This window comes from Streptomyces sp. NPDC043176 (assembly GCF_056436715.1).
In genome coordinates this window covers 115,034-135,011 of record NZ_JBWKCA010000014.1, presented here as the reverse complement: position 1 = coordinate 135,011, position 19,978 = coordinate 115,034, and the positions used below count along the sequence as shown (strand labels likewise).

The 19,978-nt window shown below is 71.9% G+C and carries 16 protein-coding genes; 7 read left to right on the top strand and 9 right to left on the bottom strand.

Annotation, left to right across the window (positions count from 1 at the left end):
- Positions 1–52: 52 nt before the first annotated feature.
- Positions 53–1,669, top strand: a complete 1,617-nt coding sequence (cimA, locus tag AC067A_RS23420) for a citramalate synthase (RefSeq protein ID WP_479244414.1) — start codon at positions 53–55, stop codon at positions 1,667–1,669.
- 43 nt (positions 1,670–1,712) lie between these two features.
- Positions 1,713–3,068, top strand: coding sequence for a hypothetical protein (locus AC067A_RS23415; protein ID WP_479244413.1), 1,356 nt, complete (start codon positions 1,713–1,715; stop codon positions 3,066–3,068).
- Positions 3,069–3,113: 45 nt separating this feature from the next.
- On the opposite strand, the gene dnaN is transcribed toward AC067A_RS23415, so the two are convergent.
- Entirely contained in the window at positions 3,114–4,217 is a 1,104-nt protein-coding gene (gene dnaN / locus AC067A_RS23410) for a DNA polymerase III subunit beta (RefSeq protein ID WP_479244412.1), read from the bottom strand.
- Positions 4,218–4,386: 169 nt separating this feature from the next.
- Between dnaN and AC067A_RS23405 the strand changes: the two genes are divergently transcribed.
- On the top strand, positions 4,387–5,538 hold the full coding sequence (locus AC067A_RS23405; protein WP_479244411.1) for a serine hydrolase domain-containing protein: 1,152 nt from the start codon (positions 4,387–4,389) through the stop codon (positions 5,536–5,538).
- Between the two features lie 142 nt (positions 5,539–5,680).
- Here AC067A_RS23405 and AC067A_RS23400 read toward each other — a convergent pair whose 3' ends face one another.
- On the bottom strand, positions 5,681–6,292 hold the full coding sequence (locus AC067A_RS23400; RefSeq protein ID WP_479244410.1) for a YceI family protein: 612 nt from the start codon (positions 6,290–6,292) through the stop codon (positions 5,681–5,683).
- Positions 6,293–6,517: 225 nt separating this feature from the next.
- Here AC067A_RS23400 and AC067A_RS23395 point away from each other — a divergent pair, with 225 nt between their 5' ends.
- From AC067A_RS23395 to AC067A_RS23380, 4 genes are all read left to right on the top strand, one after another.
- The gene (locus AC067A_RS23395; RefSeq protein ID WP_479244409.1) at positions 6,518–7,027 is read left to right on the top strand and encodes a hypothetical protein; all 510 of its coding nucleotides are present in this window, start codon (positions 6,518–6,520) and stop codon (positions 7,025–7,027) included.
- A 126-nt stretch (positions 7,028–7,153) separates the two neighbouring features.
- Positions 7,154–11,014 carry an endo-alpha-N-acetylgalactosaminidase family protein gene (locus AC067A_RS23390; protein ID WP_479244408.1) on the top strand — a complete coding sequence of 1,287 codons (3,861 nt, stop codon included), beginning with the start codon at positions 7,154–7,156 and terminating at the stop codon, positions 11,012–11,014.
- Between the two features lie 236 nt (positions 11,015–11,250).
- Positions 11,251–12,834 (top strand): acyl-CoA carboxylase subunit beta, encoded by a 1,584-nt coding sequence (locus tag AC067A_RS23385; RefSeq protein WP_367823041.1) that lies wholly within the window; start codon positions 11,251–11,253, stop codon positions 12,832–12,834.
- 15 nt (positions 12,835–12,849) lie between these two features.
- Positions 12,850–13,044, top strand: coding sequence for an acyl-CoA carboxylase subunit epsilon (locus AC067A_RS23380; protein ID WP_479244407.1), 195 nt, complete (start codon positions 12,850–12,852; stop codon positions 13,042–13,044).
- 172 nt (positions 13,045–13,216) lie between these two features.
- On the opposite strand, the gene AC067A_RS23375 is transcribed toward AC067A_RS23380, so the two are convergent.
- From AC067A_RS23375 to AC067A_RS23345, 7 genes are all read right to left on the bottom strand, one after another.
- Positions 13,217–13,798, bottom strand: coding sequence for a GTP-binding protein (locus AC067A_RS23375; RefSeq protein ID WP_017235983.1), 582 nt, complete (start codon positions 13,796–13,798; stop codon positions 13,217–13,219).
- A complete protein-coding gene (locus AC067A_RS23370; protein WP_479244406.1) occupies positions 13,779–14,330 on the bottom strand; it encodes a DUF742 domain-containing protein in 552 nt (183 codons plus the stop codon). Before AC067A_RS23370 ends, AC067A_RS23375 begins: the two co-directional genes overlap by 20 nt.
- Before the next feature lie 92 nt (positions 14,331–14,422).
- Positions 14,423–14,836, bottom strand: coding sequence for a roadblock/LC7 domain-containing protein (locus tag AC067A_RS23365; RefSeq protein WP_026057603.1), 414 nt, complete (start codon positions 14,834–14,836; stop codon positions 14,423–14,425).
- A gap of 7 nt (positions 14,837–14,843) precedes the next feature.
- The gene (locus tag AC067A_RS23360) at positions 14,844–18,098 is read right to left on the bottom strand and encodes a sensor histidine kinase (protein ID WP_479244405.1); all 3,255 of its coding nucleotides are present in this window, start codon (positions 18,096–18,098) and stop codon (positions 14,844–14,846) included.
- A gap of 349 nt (positions 18,099–18,447) precedes the next feature.
- Positions 18,448–19,029: a GTP-binding protein gene (locus AC067A_RS23355; protein WP_017235981.1), complete on the bottom strand. Its 582-nt coding sequence runs from the start codon at positions 19,027–19,029 to the stop codon at positions 18,448–18,450.
- Entirely contained in the window at positions 19,010–19,414 is a 405-nt protein-coding gene (locus tag AC067A_RS23350) for a DUF742 domain-containing protein (protein WP_024756254.1), read from the bottom strand. The genes AC067A_RS23355 and AC067A_RS23350 overlap by 20 nt, the downstream gene beginning before the upstream one ends.
- Before the next feature lie 150 nt (positions 19,415–19,564).
- Positions 19,565–19,978 carry a roadblock/LC7 domain-containing protein gene (locus AC067A_RS23345; protein WP_030496942.1) on the bottom strand — a complete coding sequence of 138 codons (414 nt, stop codon included), beginning with the start codon at positions 19,976–19,978 and terminating at the stop codon, positions 19,565–19,567.

Sequence of the window (19,978 nt, the reverse complement as noted above, 5' to 3'; positions counted from 1 at the left end):
GCAAGTGGATCCAGACCTTCCGGAGCCACATCCGACAGGAGCCATCACAGTCATGACCACGGAGAACGCCGAGCGAGCGCCCCTCGACGACAGCTTCCATGTCTTCGACACGACGCTGCGCGACGGTGCGCAGCGTGAAGGCATCAACCTCACCGTCGCGGACAAGCTGACCATCGCGCGGCACCTCGACGACTTCGGCGTGGGCTTCATCGAGGGCGGCTGGCCCGGCGCCAACCCGCGCGACACGGAGTTCTTCGCCCGCGCCCGGCAGGAGATCGCGTTCAAGAACGCGCAGCTCGTCGCCTTCGGCGCCACCCGCCGGGCCGGCGGCAACGCCGCCGAGGACCCGCAGGTCAAGGCACTCCTCGACTCGGGCGCCCCGGTCGTCACCCTGGTCGCCAAGTCCCACGACCGGCACGTCGAGCTGGCCCTGCGCACCACCCTCGACGAGAACCTGGAGATGGTCCGCGACACCGTCGCCTTCCTGACCTCCCGGGGCCGCCGCGTCTTCGTCGACTGCGAGCACTTCTTCGACGGCTACAAGGCCAACCCCGACTACGCCAAGGCCGTCGTCCGCGCCGCGCACGAGGCCGGCGCCGACGTCGTCATCCTCTGCGACACCAACGGCGGCATGCTCCCCGCCCAGATCCAGGCCGTGGTCGCCACCGTCCTCGCCGACACCGGCGCCCGCCTCGGCATCCACGCCCAGGACGACACCGGCTGCGCCGTCGCCAACACCCTCGCCGCCGTCGACGCGGGTGCCACCCACGTCCAGTGCACGGCCAACGGCTACGGCGAGCGGGTCGGCAACGCCAACCTCTTCCCGGTCGTCGCGGCCCTGGAGCTCAAGTACGGCAAGAAGGTCCTCCCCGAGGGCGCGCTCGCCGAGATGACCCGCATCTCGCACGCCATCGCCGAGGTCGTCAACCTCACGCCCTCCACCCACCAGCCGTACGTCGGCGTCTCCGCCTTCGCCCACAAGGCCGGACTCCACGCCTCGGCGATCAAGGTCGACCCCGACCTCTACCAGCACATCGACCCCGAACTGGTCGGCAACACCATGCGGATGCTCGTCTCCGACATGGCCGGCCGCGCCTCCATCGAACTCAAGGGCAAGGAGCTCGGCGTCGACCTGGGCGGCGACCGCGCCCTCGTGGGCCGGGTCGTCGAGCGGGTCAAGGAGCGCGAGCTCCAGGGCTACACGTACGAGGCCGCCGACGCCTCCTTCGAGCTGCTGCTCCGCGAGGAGGCCGAGGGCCGCGCCCGCCGCTACTTCCGTACGGAGTCCTGGCGCGCGATCGTCGAGGACCGGCCCGACGGCACCCACGCCAACGAGGCCACGGTGAAGCTGTGGGCCAAGGGTGAGCGGATCGTCGCCACCGCCGAGGGCAACGGCCCCGTCAACGCCCTCGACCGGGCGATGCGGGTGGCCCTGGAGCGGATGTACCCGCCGCTGGCCAAGTTCGAGCTGGTCGACTACAAGGTCCGCATCCTGGAGGGCCGCCACGGCACCGAGTCCACGACCCGGGTCCTGATCACCACCAGCGACGGCAACGCCGAGTGGTCCACGGTCGGCGTCGGCGAGAACGTCATCGCCGCCTCCTGGCAGGCCCTGGAGGACGCCTTCACGTACGGACTCCTCCGGGCCGGGATCGACCCCGCCGAATAGCCCCGGCATGTTCCGTTCGTCCTGGTTCGGGTAGTTTCGAACCATGAGGACCAGGGCGCTGTCCACGGGGTCCGCCCTCGGCGGGCTGGTACTGCTGCTGCTCCTGGTCCTGGCCCCGCTCGCGGGCGCCAGGGCCACGGGCGTGCCCGACGCGGCCGCCGCGCTGAGACAGGGCCCGGTCTACGTCGACCCGGGAGCCACCGGGCAGCTCTCCACGGCCGACGCGAAGGCCCTCGCCGCGAAGATCGAGGACGCCGACAAGCCGCTCTTCGTGGCCGTCCTGCCGGCGAACGCGCAGTTCCCGCCGCAGGGCCTCATCGACAACCTGCGGGCCCAGACCGGTGTCGCCGGCCTGTACGCGGTACGCCTCGGCGACCGCTTCGACGCGGGTGTCGACCCCTCCGTGATGTCCCCGGCCGCCGTCGACAACCTCGTCACCTCCGTACGGCAGCCCGACACCGACGCGGCCACCCAGCTGAACGCCTTCGTCGACCAGGCACTGCCCGCCATGCGCGGCTCCGCCCCCGCCTCCTGGGACTCCGCCGGCTCGGACTCCGGCGTCCCGGTCGCCGGGCTCGTCACCCTCGGCGCGGTCGTCGTCGCCGGCGGCGCGGGCGCCTACGCCGTCGTCCGCCGCAAGCGGCTCCGCAAGGAGGCCGAGGAGCGGGCGGCCCTCGACCGGCTGCGGGTCGTCGTCGACGAGGACATCACCGCCTTCGGCGAGGAGCTGGAACGCCTCGACTTCCATCCCGCCGAGGCCGGCGCCGACGACGCCATGCGGGGCGACTACGAGCGGGCCCTCGACTCCTACGACACGGCCAAGTCCCGCATGGCCTCCGCCGACCGCCCCCACGACGTCCGGGGTGTCACCCAGGCCCTGGAGGACGGCCGCTACTCCCTCGCCGTCCTCGCCGCCCGCCGTGAGTCCCGGCCGCTGCCCGAGCGCCGGCCGCCGTGCTTCTTCGACCCGCGCCACGGCCCCGCCGCGGCGGACCGCAACTGGACCCCGGCCGGCGGCGCCCCGCGGCAGGTCCCGGTCTGCTCCGCCGACGCGGCCCGCCTCGACGACGGCCTCGACCCCCTCGCCCGCACCGTCGACACCGACACCGGCCGCCGCCCCTACTGGGAGGCCGGCCCCGCCTACGGCCCCTGGGCCGGCGGCTACTTCGGCGGCGGCATGCTCCCCGGCCTCCTCGTCGGCACCATGCTCGGCTCCATGCTCTCCACCCCCGCCTACGCCTCCGAGTACGGCGGCGGCGACTTCGGATCGGGCGGCGACTTCAGCGGCGGCGACTTCTCCGGCGGCGACTTCGGCTCGGGCGACTTCGGCGGCGGAGACTTCGGCGGAGGCGGTGACTTCGGCGGAGGCGGCGGCTTCGACGGCGGCGGCGGGTTCTGACCGCAGGGCCGCGCGGGCCGGCGCGCACCGGATCCGGAGACCGGCTCAGACCAGCGGCTTCACCGACATCAGGAGGTGGCGGTGGGTCGCTTCCGGACCGTCGGTGAGGAGGGCACGCTGCCCGGGGCCGAGGAGGCGGAAGTGGATCTCGGGGGCGTCCAGGGAGGTCAGGGCGTCGAGGAGGTAGGCCGGGTTGAACGCGACCGTCAGGGACGCGGCGCCGGTGAGGGTGGCGGGGAGGTGCTGGGAGGCGACGTCGTCCTCGTAGCCCGCCTGGAGGTGGAGGCCCTCGGGGGAGAAGGCGAGCTGGACCGGGCTGTCGCCCTCGGCGACGACGGCGACCCGCTTGACGGCCTCCGCCAGGGGCGCGCGGTCGGTGATCGCGAGGGCGTGGTCGCCCAGCGCGAAGAGCTTGTCGTGGCGGGGGAGCCGTCCGTCGAGCAGACGGGTGGTGGTGCGGGTGCCGGTGCTCTCGAAGCCGATCGAGCCGGCGTCGAGGGCGAGCCGGGCCGGGCCGGCACCGGCCAGGGAACGGGCGATCTCGGTCAGGCGGCGGGCCGGGACCACCACGTCGGCGGGCTCCGCGGGGGCGTCGGCCCCGGGGTGCCAGTCCAGGGTGCGGACGGCGTACCGGTAGCGGTCGGTGGCGGCGAGGGTCATGGTCGTGCCGTCCAGGGCCAGGCGTATCCCGGTGAGGACCGGCAGCGAGTCGTCCCGCCCCGCCGCCACGGCCACCTGGGCGACCGCCGAGGCGAACGCGTCGCCGTCGACCAGGCCGCGCACCTCGGGCAGGGCGGGCGCCGCGGGGTAGTCGTCCAGCGGCAGCAGCGACAGGCCGAAGCGGGCGTCCCCGGAGGTCACCGCGAGACGGCCGCCCTCCACGGCGAGCTCCGCGTGACCCCGGGGAAGCACCTTGCAGATGTCGAGGAGCCGCCGCCCGAGGACGAGCGCCCGGCCCTCGACGGCCGCGTCGGCCTCCACCTCGACCCGCGCCGAAGCCTCGTGGTCGAGCCCCGAGACCCGGAGCCGGCCGTCGGCCGCCTCCAGGAGCAGCCCGCCGAGCACGGGCATCGGGGAGCGGGCCGGCAGGACGCGCGCGGCCCAGGCCACGGCGTCGGTCAACACGCCGCTGTCGATACGGATTTCCATGTCTCCGACGCTAGCCGCCGCCACTGACAAAGGCGTTGACCGGCGATTTCGGTCGTCCCTCGGAGAGAGCGGCGCGGGCGGGGGTGAACGGGGGCGCGCGGGAAGGGAATCACACACGGGATCGTCCTGTTGTTCGATCGTGACAGCGACGCACAGGGGGAAGAGAACCATGACCGACGTCCACGGCACGGTGGAGCCCGGTTTCGAGTCCGTACGCGAGGTCTTCGCGGGGATCGCCGCCGACGAGGCGCGGGACGGCGGAGCGCAGCTCGCCGTCCATCACCACGGGCGGCTCGTCGTCGACCTCTGGGGCGGTGACGGCGTCGACGGGGACTCGCTGCTCGGGCTGTACTCCTCGTCGAAGGGGGCCATGGCCCTGGTGGCGGCCCTCCTCGTCCAGGACGGCGTCCTCGACCTGGACCGCACGGTCGCCTCCTGGTGGCCCGAGTTCGCGGCCGAGGGCAAGGGCGGCCTCACGCTCCGGCAGCTGCTCGCCCACCGCTCGGGCGTCATCGGCGTGGACGGCGGCTTCTCACTGGAGGAGCTCGCCGACGACCGCCGGACCGCCGCCCGTCTCGCCGCCCAGCGCCCCTTCTGGGAGCCGGGCACCGGCCACGGCTACCACGCCCTGGTCATCGGCGCCCTCGTCGGCGAGGTGATCCTGCGGGCCACCGGCCGGACGACCCAGGAGCACTACGAGGAGCGGGTCCGCGCCCCGTACGGGATCGACTACCACCTGGGCCTGCCCGAAGAGCTCGAACCCCGCTTCCGTCCGGTGCTGCCGCTGCTGCCCACCCCCGCCGAGGAGGCGTTCCTCGCCGCGAACCCGGTCGCCCCGGACAGCCTCATGGGCATCTCCTTCAACCTGCACGCCGACCCGCCGTTCGACAACCTGGACTACGGCAACTCGCGTGCCGTGCGGGCGAAGGCGCCGCTCTCCGGGGGCGGCGTCGGCACCGCGCGCGGGCTCTCGCGGATGTACGCGGCGATCGCGGGCGAGCTCGACGGCCGGCCTCCGCTGCTCGCGCCCGACACCCTCGCCGAGTTCGCCCGGGTCCACTCGCGGGGCACCGACCTGGTCACCGGCGAGGAGAACGCCTTCGGCCTCGGCTTCGTCCCGCTGGCCACCCGCTACCCGTCGCTCACGCCGGCCGCCGTGGGCCACAGCGGCGCTCCCGGCTCCCAGGCCTTCGCCGACCCGGCCACCGGCCTCGCCTACAGCTACACCCGCCGCCGCTTCGGCTTCCTGGCGGGCCCGGGCGCCCCGGAGAACGACCGTCTGATCCCGGCGGTCGTGGAGGCGGCGGCGAAGGCCGCCTGACGCGGGCCCCGGCGCCGGGCGGGCCGCCGGGCGGGGACGGCGCCCCGGAAGGCCCGCCAAGCGGTCCCGTGAAACGCCGAGCGCCCGCCTTCCGCTGCTGCGGAGGGCGGGCGCGCTCGTGTGTCCGGAGGGGTTTCCGGGGTCAGGCGGCGTTCTTGATCGCGGAGATGTCGAAGTTGAGCTTGACCTTGTCGCTGACCATCACGCCACCGGTCTCCAGTGCCGCGTTCCAGGTCAGGCCCCAGTCGGAGCGCAGGATCTCGGCGGAGCCCTCGAAGCCGACGCGCTCGTTGCCGTAGACGTCCGTGGCGGCGCCGTTGAACTCCAGGTCGATGGAGAGCGGCTTGGTGACGTCCTTGATGGTCAGGTCGCCGGTGATCCGGTACTTGTCGCCGCCCAGCTGCGCGGCCTCCGTGGAGCGGAAGGTCATCAGCGGGAACTGCTCGGCGTCGAAGAAGTCGCCGCTGCGCAGGTGGCCGTCGCGGTCGCCGATGCCGGTGTCGATGGAGGCGATCCTGATGTCGATGGAGGCGGTGGAGGCGCCCGGGTCCGAGCCGTCGAGCTTCAGCGCGCCCTCGTGCTCCGCGAAGGTGCCGCGGACGTTGGTGACCATCGCGTGGCGGACGGTGAAGCCGATGCTGCTGTGGGCCGGGTCGATGCTGTACTCGCCGGTCAGGGCGGCCAGGGCCGGGTCCACCGGCAGGGTGGCGACGGCGACGGCGGACTCGTTGTTCCTGCGGGTGAAGAGACCCATGACGTGCTCCTTGTCGGTGTTTGTTGAACCTTCAACGAGAATGACTGTAGCCCTATTCCGTTCAACTTTCAACATCTATCGGAAACGTTCACCCGGGCGGCGCCGCGGCGTCACGGACGCCCTCTGGCGGACGCGCGTAGAACTGCGGCACCATCTCCCTGCGCGACGAGCACCACCTGCACAGCCGTCCCCACCCGACACGGTCACCAGCAGGAGGCATCCCCCGTGAAGCTCCGCTCCGTCCTCACCGCACTCGCCCTCGTCCTCGGCGCCCTCTTCGCCCCCGGATTCGGCGCCCTGTCCACCGCCACCGACGCCCACGCCGTCACCAAGATCAGCCACGCCACCGCGACCTCGATGTTCCGGGCCTCCGGCATCACCTGGTCCTCGTCCGGCGGCTGCTCGGACCGCTACAACTCCACCTGCACGTCCTTCGAGCAGCTCAACCTCGCCACCGCCCAGGGCGCCCAGACCCTCAAGAGCGCCAGCGGCTGCGCCCTCAACATCACCGGCGGCACCGAGACCGGACACGCGAGCGGCACCTACTCGCACTGGAACGGCTACAAGCTCGACTTCAGCAAGTACACCTGCGTCGGCAGCTACATCAAGAACACATTCACCTACATCGGGCTGCGCGGCGACGGGGCCCCGCAGTGGAAGTCCGGCGCCGGCAACATCTACGCCGACGAGGGCAACCACTGGGACGTGACGTTCTACAACTGCGGCGGCTGCTGACCGCGCTCCCCCAAGAAGCCCCCTTCGGCGGCCACTTGGACTAACCGAAGGGGGTTCTTGGACTGGAGGGGGCCGTGCGGCGCGATCCCGTTGACGGTGCCGCCGGGGCGCGGCTGACTGGTCCGCATGTCCCTCCCCCTCTCCTCCAGACTCCGCGCGGTCTGCGCGCTCGCGGCGGCGTCGGCCACCGTGCTCGCCCTGACCGGACCGGCCCTCGCCGACGCGGGCGCGGTGGCCACCGTCCCGGCGGTGACCGCCGACGCGTCCGCCGTCATCGGCTCCGCCGAGCTCTCCGTCGCCGTCGCCGAGGACTTCCCCCGCGTCCTCTCGTACACCGACCGCGCGACGGGCGGCCGGCTCCTCGGCAGTACGGCCCCGGTGGCACAGCTGGTCCTCAACGGCACCGGCCACACCGTCCGGGCCAAGGGCGCCCCCGTCCTCACGCCCACGTCCGCCGCGTACACCCTCGCCTTCCCGGACCTGCCCGGCGTCGAGATCGACGCGACCCTCGGCGTGGAAGGCCGGACCACCACGTTCCGGGTGACCGCCGTCCGCGACACCGAGGCCTTCCGGGTCGGCACCCTCGACATACCCGGCCACGACCTGGTCTCCGTCGGCTCCTCGGACGGCGACGCCGCCACCGCCTTCACCCGTCTCGACCCGGACTCCACCCGTACCGCGGACGTCTTCGCCCGGATCACCGACGCCACCGCCGCCGAGGCGAACCCCGTCGGCGCGAGCTACGCCCTCGTCAGCACCGGACGACTGGCCGCCGCCGTCGAGTCCAACTCCAGCTACGACAAGCCCGCCGGGGCCTCCGCCCGTGACGGCGCCCGCTTCTGGCACCAGGCCCGCCGCAGCGGCACCGAGACCCGCGTCGGCGTCTGGTCGGGCCAGTGGACCTACCGCGGCGCGGGCGCCCCGGAGCCCGCGACCGGCGACGGCCTGCCCTGGGCCAAGGTCGTCGTCACCCCCGACGCCAACGCCGACGGCGCCGTCGACTGGCAGGACGGCGCCGTCGCCTTCCGGAGCATCGGGATCAAGGCCCCCGGCAGCGAGGAGACCCCGGACCGGGTCGTCGCCCACATCCCCTTCAACTTCGCCTCCCAGGCCACCCACCCCTTCCTGCGCACCCTCGACGACGTCAAGCGGATCTCCCTCTCCACCGACGGACTCGGCCAGTTCGCCCTGCTCAAGGGGTACGGCTCCGAGGGCCACGACTCCGCCCACCCCGACTACGGCGGCAACTACAACAAGCGGGCCGGCGGCCTCGACGACCTCAACACCCTGCTCAGGGAGGGCGGGAAGTGGGGCGCGGACTTCGGCGTCCACGTCAACGCCACCGAGGCGTACCCCGAGGCGGAGAACTTCAGCGAGACCCTCGTCGACCGGACGAAGCCCGGCTGGAACTGGCTCAACCAGAGCTACTACATCGACCAGCGCCGCGACGTCACCAGCGGTGACCTCGCCCGCCGCTTCCGACAGCTCCGCGACGAGACCGACCCCCACCTCTCCACCCTCTACATCGACGTCTACTACACCCACGGCTGGATCGCCGACCAGACGGCACGGGCCGTCCAGGCACAGGGCTGGAACATCGCCACCGAGTGGTCCGAGAAGTTCGAACGGGCCTCCCTCTGGTCCCACTGGGCCAACGACCTCGACTACGGCGGCGCCACCAGCAAGGGCCTCAACTCACGGATCATCCGCTTCATCCGCAACGGCGAGAAGGACGTCTGGAACGACCACCCCGTCCTCGGCCAGACCGCCCTCGTCGACTTCGAGGGCTGGACCGGCGAGACCGACTGGAACGCCTTCTCTGCCAACGTCTGGCAGCGCAACCTCCCCGCCAAGTACCTCCAGCACCAGCGGATCACCCGCTGGGACGGCGACGACATCACCTTCACCGGAGGCGTCCGCGGCACCGTCGAGAACGGCCGCCGCACCTTCTACGAGGACGGCCGCAAGGTCCTCGACGGCGACGCCTACCTGCTCCCCTGGAACGGCGGGAAGAAGCTCTACCACTACGACGGGTCCGGCGGGACGACCACCTGGGCGGTCCCCGCGGGCGTCCGCTCCTACTCCGTGTACAAGCTCACCGACAACGGGCGCGTGCGGACCGGCACCGTGCGGCCGGTGGACGGGCGCATCACCCTGGACGCCGTCGCCGGGCAGCCCTACGTCCTCTACCCGGCCGCTGCCCCCGCGCAGACCGCCCCGCGCTGGGGCCAGGGAACCCCGGTGAAGGACCCGGGCTTCAACGACGCGACGCTCGCCGGCTGGAGCAGGACCGGCACCGTCACCCGCGACACCGACGCCCAGGGTCGCAACAGCGCGAAGCTCACCGGCACCGCGACGGCCTCGGTCCGCCAGCAGATCACCGGGCTCGTCCCCGGCCGGCGCTACACCGCCTCCGCCCTCGTCGAGGTCGAGCCCGGTGCCACCCGGCCCACCACCCTGTCCATCGGCGGCCGGGCCGTCACCGTCGAGCGGTCCTCCCTGGAGGACCGGGTCGCCGCCTCCGACTGGAACGGGACCCGCCTCCAGCGCGCCAAGGTCACCTTCACCGCTCCGGCCGACGGCTCCACCCCGCTCCGGATCCAGGCCGCAGCCGGCAGCGCGGCGACGGTCAGGATCGACGACGTGCGCATCGTGGCCAACGACCCGGCCACCCGCGCCGGGACCGTCGTGTACGAGGACTTCGAGGCCGTCGACCAGGGCTGGGGCCCCTTCCTCAAGGGCGACGCCGGCGGCACGACCGACCCGCGCACCCACATCGCCCGGCTCCACGCCCCCTACACCCAGGCCGGCTGGAACGGGAAGCCCGTCGACGACGTCCTCGGCGGCGCCGAGTCCCTCAAGTCCCACGACGAGAACAGCGGCCTGGTCTACCGCACCGCGCCCTGGACCGTCCCGATGAAGGACGGCCACCGCTACCGCGTGGAGTACGACCACCAGTCCAGCCACGCGGGCGCGTACGAGTGGATCACCGGCTACGACCGGAGGGACGGCACCGGGACGAGCGTCGAGACCCGCCGCACCCCGATCGGGCAGCAGCGGACCACCGGGCACTTCGCCGAGACCGTCACCGCCGGCTGCGGCGACACCTGGACCGGCCTGCGCAAGCGGGCCGACGCCCCCGACGGCGCCGACTTCGTCCTCGACGCCTTCACCGTCACCGACCTCGGCCCGGCCGCCGAGCGCGCCGCCTGCGGCACCCTCACCCTCGCCGCGCCCGAGACCCTGGAGCCCGGCCGCCCCCACCGGGTCACGGCCACCTTCGCCAGCGACGAGGCCGCCGACGCCACCGGCGCCCTCGCGACCCTGCGGCTCCCCGACGGCTGGACCGCGCAGCCGGCCGAGCCCCTGTCCCTCGGCACGGTCGCGCCGGGCGGGCAGGCCACGGCCACCTGGCAGGTGACACCGCCGGCGGACGCCGCCCACCGGCCGTACACGCTGGGAGCCGACCTCACGTACGCCGTCGGCGACGGCACGCGGAAGCTGACCCGGACCACCACCGTCCGCACCCTGCCCCCGCCGCCCACCGCCGACAGCTGGGCGAGCGACCTCGACTGGGCCTCGGCCACCAACGGCTGGGGACCCGTCGAGCGCGACCTCTCCAACGGCGAGACCGGCACCGGGGACGGCTCCCCGCTGCGCATCGGGGGAGTGGCGTACGCCAAGGGGCTGGGCAGCCACGCCCCCGCCCGGATCCGCTACCACCTGGGCGGCCGGTGCTCCTCCCTCACCGCCGAGGTCGGCGTCGACGACGTGCAGACCAGCCGGGGGAGCGTCCGGTTCAGCGTCCTCGCCGACGGCACCGAGAAGGTGAAGTCGCCGGTGCTCAAGGCCGCCGACAGCGCCTGGCCGCTCACCGCCGACGTCACCGGCGCCTCCTACGTCGAGCTGGTGGTCGACGACGGCGGCGACGGCAACGGCAACGACCACGCCGACTGGGGGAACGCGCGCTTCCACTGCGCGGGCTGAGCCCACCCCGGCGCCCGGAAGGCGTTATGGTCAGGCGGTCGCTCTCCCGGCACCCGGGAGGCGGCCGCCTTTCCGTCGCGCGCGTCTATGTGGGACCCCTACAAACACGAGGGGTGTCTGGCTGTCGACTCGCTCGGGGCAGGTGATGGTTCTGTCCAGCCCCACCAGGATTCGACACGCGAGACTGTGCGGAGTCGACGGCGGAGTTTTCTTGCAGGACTTCGTAGGGTCGGTACATGACCGTTGTGGACCAGATCCCGAGTGAGCCCGCTGACGCCCGTGGCCGAGTGGCCGAGCTGCACGTCCTGCGCGAGCAGGCGCTCCGCGGCCCGAGTGACCGCGCCACCGAGGCCCAGCACGCCAAGGGCAAGCTGACGGCGCGCGAGCGCATCGAGCTGCTCCTCGACCCTGGTTCCTTCAGCGAGGTCGAGCAGCTGCGCCGGCACCGCGCCTCCGGCTTCGGCCTGGAGACGAAGAAGCCGTACACCGACGGTGTCATCACCGGCTGGGGCACGGTCGAGGGCCGCACGGTCTTCGTCTACGCCCACGACTTCCGGATCTTCGGCGGCGCGCTGGGCGAGGCCCACGCCACGAAGATCCACAAGATCATGGACATGGCCATCGCGGCCGGCGCCCCGCTGGTCTCCCTGAACGACGGCGCCGGCGCCCGTATCCAGGAGGGCGTCTCCGCCCTCGCCGGCTACGGCGGCATCTTCCAGCGCAACACCCGCGCCAGCGGCGTCATCCCGCAGATCTCGGTCATGCTCGGCCCGTGCGCCGGCGGCGCGGCCTACTCGCCCGCCCTCACGGACTTCGTCTTCATGGTCCGCGAGACCTCGCAGATGTTCATCACCGGCCCGGACGTCGTCAAGGCGGTCACCGGCGAGGAGATCACCCAGAACGGTCTCGGCGGCGCCGACGTCCACGCCGGCACCAGCGGCGTCGCGCACTTCGCGTACGACGACGAGGAGACCTGCATCGCCGAGGTCCGCTACCTCCTGTCGATGCTCCCGCAGAACAACCGCGAGAACCCGCCGACCGTCGCCTCCGAGGACCCGGCGGACCGCCGCTCCGACGTCCTGCTCGACCTGGTCCCGGCCGACGGCAACCGCCCGTACGACATGCACAAGGTCATCGAGGAGCTCGTCGACGACGGCGACTACCTGGAGATCCACGAGCGCTGGGCCCGCAACATCATCTGCGCCCTGGCCCGGCTGGACGGCCAGGTCGTCGGCATCGTCGCCAACCAGCCCCAGTCGCTGGCCGGTGTCCTCGACATCGAGGCCTCCGAGAAGGCGGCCCGCTTCGTGCAGATGTGCGACGCCTTCAACATCCCGATCATCACTCTTCTGGACGTCCCCGGCTTCCTCCCGGGCGTCGACCAGGAGCACGGTGGAATCATCCGCCACGGCGCGAAGCTGCTGTACGCGTACTGCAACGCGACCGTGCCCCGGATCTCGCTGATCCTGCGCAAGGCGTACGGCGGCGCCTACATCGTCATGGACTCCCAGTCCATCGGTGCCGACCTGACGTACGCCTGGCCCACCAACGAAATCGCGGTCATGGGCGCCGAGGGCGCCGCCAACGTGATCTTCCGCAAGCAGATCGCCGAGGCCGAGGACCCCGAGGCCATGCGTGCCCGCATGGTCAAGGAGTACAAGGCCGAGCTGATGCACCCGTACTACGCGGCGGAGCGCGGCCTGGTCGACGACGTCATCGACCCCGCCGACACCCGCCAGGTGCTCATCCGGTCCCTCGCGATGCTCCGCACCAAGCACGCCGACCTGCCGTCCCGCAAGCACGGCAACCCGCCTCAGTAAGAGGGAGTCATCCACGTGACCACGCCTGCCCACCTCCTCCGCGTCGAAAAGGGCCACGCCGACCCCGAGGAGCTCGCCGCCATCACGGCCGTGCTCCTCGCCCGCGCGGCCTCCCAGCCCGCCGAGAACGCCCACCACGGCCGCACCACGGCCGGCTGGCGCCGCCTGGAGCGCGAGCACGGCTTCCGCGCCCCCCACAGCTGGCGCTGACCCCGCAGTACGCCGAAGGGCCCCGCACCGACACCGGTACGGGGCCCTTCGGCCGTCCGGGCGACGCCTTCCCAGGGCGCCCCCGCGGGCACGTCCGCCGCGGGGAGCCCCCGACGCGCGAGAGGCCCCGCACCGTGAAGGTGCGGGGCCTCTCGCGTACGACCGTCAGGGACTACCGCAGGCGGGCCATGAGGGCGTGCTCGACGAGCGTGATGAGCGCGCTCTTGGCGTCCGCGCGGTGGCGGGCGTCGGTGGTGATGATCGGGGTGTCGGGGCCGATCTGGAGGGCCTCGCGGACCTCCTCCGGCTGGTACGGCTGGTGGCCGTCGAAGCCGTTGAGGGCGATGACGAACGGCAGGCCGCTGTTCTCGAAGTAGTCGACCGCGGGGAAGCAGTCGGCGAGGCGGCGGGTGTCGACGAGGACGACGGCGCCGATGGCACCGCGGACCAGGTCGTCCCACATGAACCAGAAGCGGTCCTGTCCGGGCGTACCGAAGAGGTACAGGATCAGGTCCTGGTCCAGGGTGATGCGGCCGAAGTCCATGGCGACAGTCGTCGTCGTCTTGTCGCCGGTGTGCGTGAGGTCGTCGATGCCCGCGGAGGCGGACGTCATCACGGCTTCGGTACGCAGCGGGTTGATCTCCGAGACGGCGCCGACGAACGTGGTCTTGCCCACGCCGAAGCCGCCCGCCACCACGATCTTCGCGCTGGTGGTTGAACGGGCCGCGCCGCCGCTAGAGCTTGCGAAGTCCACTGAGCACCCTTTCGAGCAGTGTCACGTCTGGCTGACCGCCGGCGGCCTCGTCGCCGCCCGGCTGGTGGATGGCGACGAGTCCGGCCTCGGCCAGGTCGGCGACGAGGATTCGGGCGACGCCGAGGGGGATGGAGAGAAGGGCCGAGATCTCCGCGACCGACTTGATCTCGAAGCACAGCCGGCAGATCCGCTGGTGCTCGGGCAACTGCCCCTGCAGCCGGGCCGGATCGGCCGTCGTGCTGACCAGCGCCTCGATGGCGAGCTGGTAGCGCGGCCGGGTCCGGCCGCCGGTCATCGCGTAGGGACGCACGAGCGGGTTGTGCCCGCCCGAGCCGCCCGCGGCGGACGAAGCGCGCGAGGCGCTCGGAGAGCCCGCCGCCGTGGACGGGGCGTGGGGCTGAGGGTAGGGCTGTGCCGCGCCCTGTCTGCTCGGGGAGGAGGGAAAGTTGAACCGGTTGTGCGCGGTGTCGCCCAGCGGCGCCTGGTGCGCGTCGTAACCGTTGTAAGGGCTCGCGCCCGGTGGTGTTCCCACGTTTCCTCCTCCGACTGCCTCGCGGTCCATGTCCCTTGGAACCGCGCCACCGCACCCTACGGTGCGGTGGCGCGAAACGCACTGTCTGTCTGTTAGTTGAGAAGACTTCCCTGAAGCTCCGCCCGGAGATCAGGGGTCAGTACGGTGCCCGCGCGGTCCACGAGCAGGGCCATCTCGTAGCCCACGAGACCGATGTCGGCCTCCGGGTGGGCGAGGACGGCCAGCGAGGAACCGTCCGAGATCGACATGATGAAGAGGAAGCCGCGCTCCATCTCCACGACGGTCTGGTTGACCGCACCGCCCTCGAAGATCCGGGACGCACCCGCGGTCAGCGAGGTCAGTCCCGAGGCGACGGCCGCCAGCTGGTCGGCGCGGTCGCGGGGGAACCCCTCGGACATCGCCAGCAGGAGTCCGTCGGCGGAGACCACCACCGTGTGCGACACCCCGGGGGTGTTGTCCACGAAGTTGGTGATCAACCAGTTCAGATTCTGCGCCGCCTGGCTCATGCTCACACTAACGCTCCTGGTTGTAGGTACTGCCCGGGCCGAGGCCCGATCCGTTCGTGTCCGTTCCCGCGCTGCGTCCCTGCTGGACGCCCCGGCGCAGGTTGCTCAACCTGCCCCGTACGTCCTCGGGAGCGCGGGAGACCTGGGGGCCGCCCTGCGGTGTCTGCTCCGCCGTGCCCTCGACCAGGTTGGCCTTCGGGACCCGCCGGGGAAGACCGGACGAGGTGACCCCGCCCGCCTTCGGATCCTTGAGCTTCCCGGCCCGCTGCCAGCGCTCGTCGTTGGTCGAGCGCCATGCGTCGGAGCCTTCGGCTTCGTTCTGCTGCTGCTCCGGCTGCGCGGGCTTCGGCTGCTGCGGCGCCTGCTGCGGCACCTGCCGGCCCTGCGGGGCGACGCTGCCGCGGCGCGGCAGACCGGCGTCGGTCAGCGCGTGGCCGGCATCCGGGGCGGGGCTGGGAGCCGGGCCCGGACGGTCGAAGCCTACGCGGTCGTGGGCCTGTTCGGGAGCGCTCGGAGCAGATTCCGATTCCGCTCCGTATTCCTGGCCGTAGCCGGTCTGGTAGGCGCTCTGATCCGGCCACTGTGCCTGGTGAGACTGGGGATCGAACGAGTTGTCGTACTGCTGGTGTTCGGTTCCCGGGGTCTCGTACGAGGCTTCCGCATAAGTCTGCTGCGGGTACGCCTCGTAACCCTGCTGCGGGTACTCGTAGCCGTCCTGCTGCGGGTAGCCGGCCGCGTACTCCTGGCCGTACTCCTGCGCCTGCTGCGGCTGCCCGTAGTCCTGCGCCTGGTACTGCTCCGCCGGGTACTCCTGCGGCTGCTGCGGCGCGTACTCCTGACCGTACTCCGCGGCCTGCCGGGGCTGCTGCGCGTACTCCTCGGCCTGCTCGGCCTCGTCGCGGAACAGCGGCCGGTCACCGGACTGCGCCTGGGCGCCCAGGGCGGCCCGGCGCTCCTCGCGGTTCAGCGAGCGGTTGACCGGGTCGAGCTGGAGCTCCTCCTCGGCCGGCTGCTCGTAGCGCGAGTCGTCGAAGCCGAGGTCGGCGGCGGTCAGCATCTGCTGCTGCGGAGCGGCCTCGAAGGCGTTCTGCTGCTGCGGAATGATCTGCGAGACGGTGAAGTCGTCCTGGAGCGGCTGCTCGCCGCCGCCGCCGTGGGTGATGGCGTCCGGCAGCATGACGAGCGAGGTCGTCCCGGCCTGCTCGCCCGAGGGGCGCAGCTGGACCCGGATGCCGTGCCGGTCGGCGAGGCGGCCGACCACGAAGAGGCCCATGCGCTGCGAGACGGCCGCGTCCACGGTCGGCGGGTTGGCCAGCTTGTGGTTGATGTCCGCGAAGTCCTCGGCGGTGAGGCCGATGCCCTTGTCGTGGATCTCGACCATCACGCGGCCGTCGGGGAGACGGGTCGCGGTGACGCGGACCTTGGTCTGCGGGGAGGAGAACGTGGTGGCGTTCTCCAGGAGCTCGGCGAGCAGGTGCACGAGGTCGGTCACGGCCTGGCCGTGGATCTCGGCCTCCGGGACGCCGGCCAGCTCGATGCGCTCGTACTGCTCCACCTCGGAGGAGGCGGCGCGCATGACGTCGACCAGCGGGACCGGCTGGTCCCAGCGGCGGCCGGGCTCCTCGCCGGCGAGGACGAGGAGGTTCTCGCCGTTGCGGCGCATACGGGTCGCCAGGTGGTCCAGCTTGAAGAGGTTCTCCAGCTGGTCCGGGTCGGCCTCGTTGTTCTCCAGGTCGGTGATGAGGGTCAGCTGGCCCTCGATCAGCGACTGGTTGCGGCGCGAGAGGTTCGTGAAGATCGCGTTGACGTTGCCCCGGAGCATGGCCTGCTCGGCGGCGAGCCGGACGGCCTCGCGGTGGACCTGGTCGAAGGCGCGGGCGACCTCGCCGATCTCGTCCTGCGTGTCGATCGGGATCGGCTGCACCCGGGTGTCGACCCGGCCGGGCTCGGTACGGGAGAGCTGGTCGACCAGCATCGGCAGGCGCTGCTCGGCGATGCCGAAGGCGGCGGTGCGGAGCTGCTGCATCGAGCGGCTCATCTGGCGGGCCATCATCCCGGCCAGGATGAAGGCGGCGAGCAGGGCGATCACGACGATGCCGCCGTTGACCCAGGCGTCCGTCTTGGACTCGTCGGAGATCCGCACGGCCTCGGCCACGGCCTTGTCGACGAGGGCCTTCTCGACCTCGGTGTAGCCGTCGAACTTGGCGGTGGCGACGGCCATCCAGGTCTCGGCCGTGATGCCCTTGGACTTCAGCGCGGCCAGGCCGTCGGGGTCCTTGGCGGTGCCGATGGCGGAGGCGACGCCCGAGTAGACGGAGCCGTCCTTGCCCTTGGGCAGCTCGACGCCGGCGGCCTGCATCTGCTTGGCGCCCTCGGCGGCCTTGCCGGCCATGACCTTCTTCAGCAGCTCGACGTCCTCGGGCATACCGCCGGAGCTGAACTCGCCGAGGGCGATCTGCTCCAGGTAGTTGTACGAGTTGAACGCCACGGACTGCTGGGCGAAGACGGTCTCCTGGCGGCTGGGCCGGACCAGGAGCTGGGTGCCGATGGAGCGCTGGAGGGACTCGGCGCCCTTGGCCAGCTGGACCGCGTAGACGCTGCGGCCGTAGCTGGTGACGTTGCCGGTGCCCAGGCCGAGCTCGTTGGAGAACTCGGTGAGGTAGTGCTGGACCGAGGTGTACCCGAGCTGGGTGTTCACCGGGTCGAGGGAGCGCGTGTACGCGGCCTTGCGGAGCGCGTCGAGCTTGGGCTCCTCGTCCCTGAACAGGCGCAGACGGCGCTCCAGGCCCTGGCCCGAGGGCAGGTTCTTGGCCGCCTCGTCGAACTTGGCGCGGGCGGCGTCGGTGGCGGCGTACGCCTGCGTCACCTCGTCGCTCTTGCGGTCCTCGGCGGTCTTCGCGGAGAGCAGGGGCGCGGCGGTCAGGTCACGCTCGTTGAGCAGCGCGGTGCTGTACTCCGAGGCGGCGCGCACGATGAGCGCTGTCTTCTCGGCGTCCTGCGCCTCCTGCCAGGTGTCGATGGACCCCTTGACCTGGAAGCCGCCCATGACGAGGCCGACGAGCACGGGTATGAGGAGGATCGCGTTCAGCCTGGTCGGCACCCGCCAGTTGCGGGGCGAGAGCTTGCTGGTGCTGCCCGCCGCGGCGGCCGCGGCGGGCGGCGGCGTCACGGGCACGTCCGCGGGCGACATCGCCGCGCGCGACGGCGGGGTGAAGTTGCCCCGCGCCTCCTGCTCCGCGGAGCTTTCCTTGCTGCGCCTCACTCGACCAACAACCTCTCGGCGTCGGCACCTACGTTGTGCCGGTGTTTCGTTCAGGGCCGTACTACTCGGGAGTTCATGAATTGCAGCACGTGAAGGGGGTCCCTTCCAAACAGTGGGACAGACCCTCTTCTCGCGATCCGGACCGCGCCTAAAACGGGCATAAAGAGCGAGCCCCGCCAAATGGCGGGGCTCAGGTGAGCGCAGTGACACCGATCGGATGCGTCGGGTGTCCGGGGCGCCCCAATTCTCTGTCGAAATGTTATGAACGCGAGGGCCGTCGTGTCGAAGGACACAGACGGCCGCCGACAGAGGCATATGACAAGCGCCCTCGCCGTACCCCTGCGCCGTCCTACTTGAGCCGCGCCATGAGGGCGTGCTCGACGAGCGTGATGAGCGCGCTCTTGGCGTCCGCGCGGTGGCGGGCGTCGGTGGTGATGATCGGGGTGTCGGGGCCGATCTGGAGGGCCTCGCGGACCTCCTCCGGCTGGTACGGCTGGGCGCCGTCGAAGCCGTTGAGGGCGATGACGAACGGCAGGCCGCTGTTCTCGAAGTAGTCGACCGCGGGGAAGCAGTCGGCGAGGCGACGGGTGTCGACGAGGACGACGGCGCCGATGGCACCGCGGACCAGGTCGTCCCACATGAACCAGAAGCGGTCCTGTCCGGGCGTACCGAAGAGGTACAGGATCAGGTCCTGGTCCAGCGTGATGCGGCCGAAGTCCATCGCCACCGTGGTGGTCGTCTTCCCACCGGTGTGCGTGAGGTCGTCGATGCCCGCGGAGGCGGACGTCATCACGGCTTCGGTACGCAGCGGGTTGATCTCCGAGACGGCGCCGACGAACGTGGTCTTGCCCACGCCGAAGCCGCCCGCCACCACGATCTTCGCGCTGGTGGTCGACCGGGCCGCACCGCCGCTAGAGCTTGCGAAGTCCACTGAGCACCCTTTCGAGCAGAGTCACGTCCGGCGTGCCGCCGGTCTCTCCGTTGCCCGGCTGGTGGATGGCCACCATGCCGGCCTCCGCCAGGTCGGCGACGAGGATCCTCGCGACGCCGAGCGGCATCGAGAGGAGGGCCGACACCTCGGCGACCGACTTGACCTCGCGGCACAGGTGGCAGATCCGCTGGTGCTCGGGCAGCAGCGTGGCGAGGTGTGCCGGGTCGGCCGTGGTGCTGACCAGCGCCTCGATGGCGAGCTGGTAGCGCGGCCGGGTCCGGCCGCCGGTCATCGCGTAGGGACGCACCAGCGGCTGGTCGCCCTCGTATCCGTACTCGTCGACTGAGGCGCCGTACGGATCGTGAGAGGCGGGGGGCGGGGTCATGAATCCTCCGGGCGTGACAGCAAACTCTCTGCCGTCTGATGGGGCCGGTGGGGGGCCGGGTGGGGCGGCCGAACGGTGACGGGGCGGTACGGAGGGGCGTACCGCCCTGTCGGTCAGTCGTTGTGGATGGCTGTCCGGTGTAGGGACCGGCTAGTGCAGCAGGCTGCCCTGGAGCTCCGCGCGGAGGTCCGGGGTGAGCACGCTGCCGGCCCGGTCGACCAGCAGCGCCATCTCGTAGCCCACGAGGCCGATGTCGCACTCGGGGTGGGCGAGTACGGCAAGCGAGGAACCGTCGGAGACCGACATGAGGAAGAGGAAGCCGCGCTCCATCTCCACCACCGTCTGCGCGACGGGTCCGCCCTCGAAGATCCGGGACGCGCCCGCGGTCAGCGAGGTCAGTCCGGATGCGACCGCCGCCAGCTGGTCGGCGCGGTCACGGGGGAATCCTTCGGACATGGCCAGCAGGAGTCCGTCGGCGGAGACCACCACCGTGTGCGACACCCCGGGGGTGTTGTCCACGAAATTGGTGATCAACCAGTTCAGATTCTGCGCCGCCTGGCTCAT

Bases quoted from the DNA above. Each gene is read 5' to 3' on its own strand.
- cimA (WP_479244414.1), top strand. From the start codon at position 53: ATGACCACGGAGAACGCCGAGCGAGCGCCCCTCGACGACAGCTTCCAT.
- AC067A_RS23415 (WP_479244413.1), top strand. From the start codon at position 1,713: ATGAGGACCAGGGCGCTGTCCACGGGGTCCGCCCTCGGCGGGCTGGTA.
- dnaN (WP_479244412.1), bottom strand. From the start codon at position 4,217: ATGGAAATCCGTATCGACAGCGGCGTGTTGACCGACGCCGTGGCCTGG.
- AC067A_RS23405 (WP_479244411.1), top strand. From the start codon at position 4,387: ATGACCGACGTCCACGGCACGGTGGAGCCCGGTTTCGAGTCCGTACGC.
- AC067A_RS23400 (WP_479244410.1), bottom strand. From the start codon at position 6,292: ATGGGTCTCTTCACCCGCAGGAACAACGAGTCCGCCGTCGCCGTCGCC.
- AC067A_RS23390 (WP_479244408.1), top strand. From the start codon at position 7,154: ATGTCCCTCCCCCTCTCCTCCAGACTCCGCGCGGTCTGCGCGCTCGCG.
- AC067A_RS23385 (WP_367823041.1), top strand. From the start codon at position 11,251: ATGACCGTTGTGGACCAGATCCCGAGTGAGCCCGCTGACGCCCGTGGC.
- AC067A_RS23365 (WP_026057603.1), bottom strand. From the start codon at position 14,836: ATGAGCCAGGCGGCGCAGAATCTGAACTGGTTGATCACCAACTTCGTG.
- AC067A_RS23350 (WP_024756254.1), bottom strand. From the start codon at position 19,414: ATGACCCCGCCCCCCGCCTCTCACGATCCGTACGGCGCCTCAGTCGAC.
- AC067A_RS23345 (WP_030496942.1), bottom strand. From the start codon at position 19,978: ATGAGCCAGGCGGCGCAGAATCTGAACTGGTTGATCACCAATTTCGTG.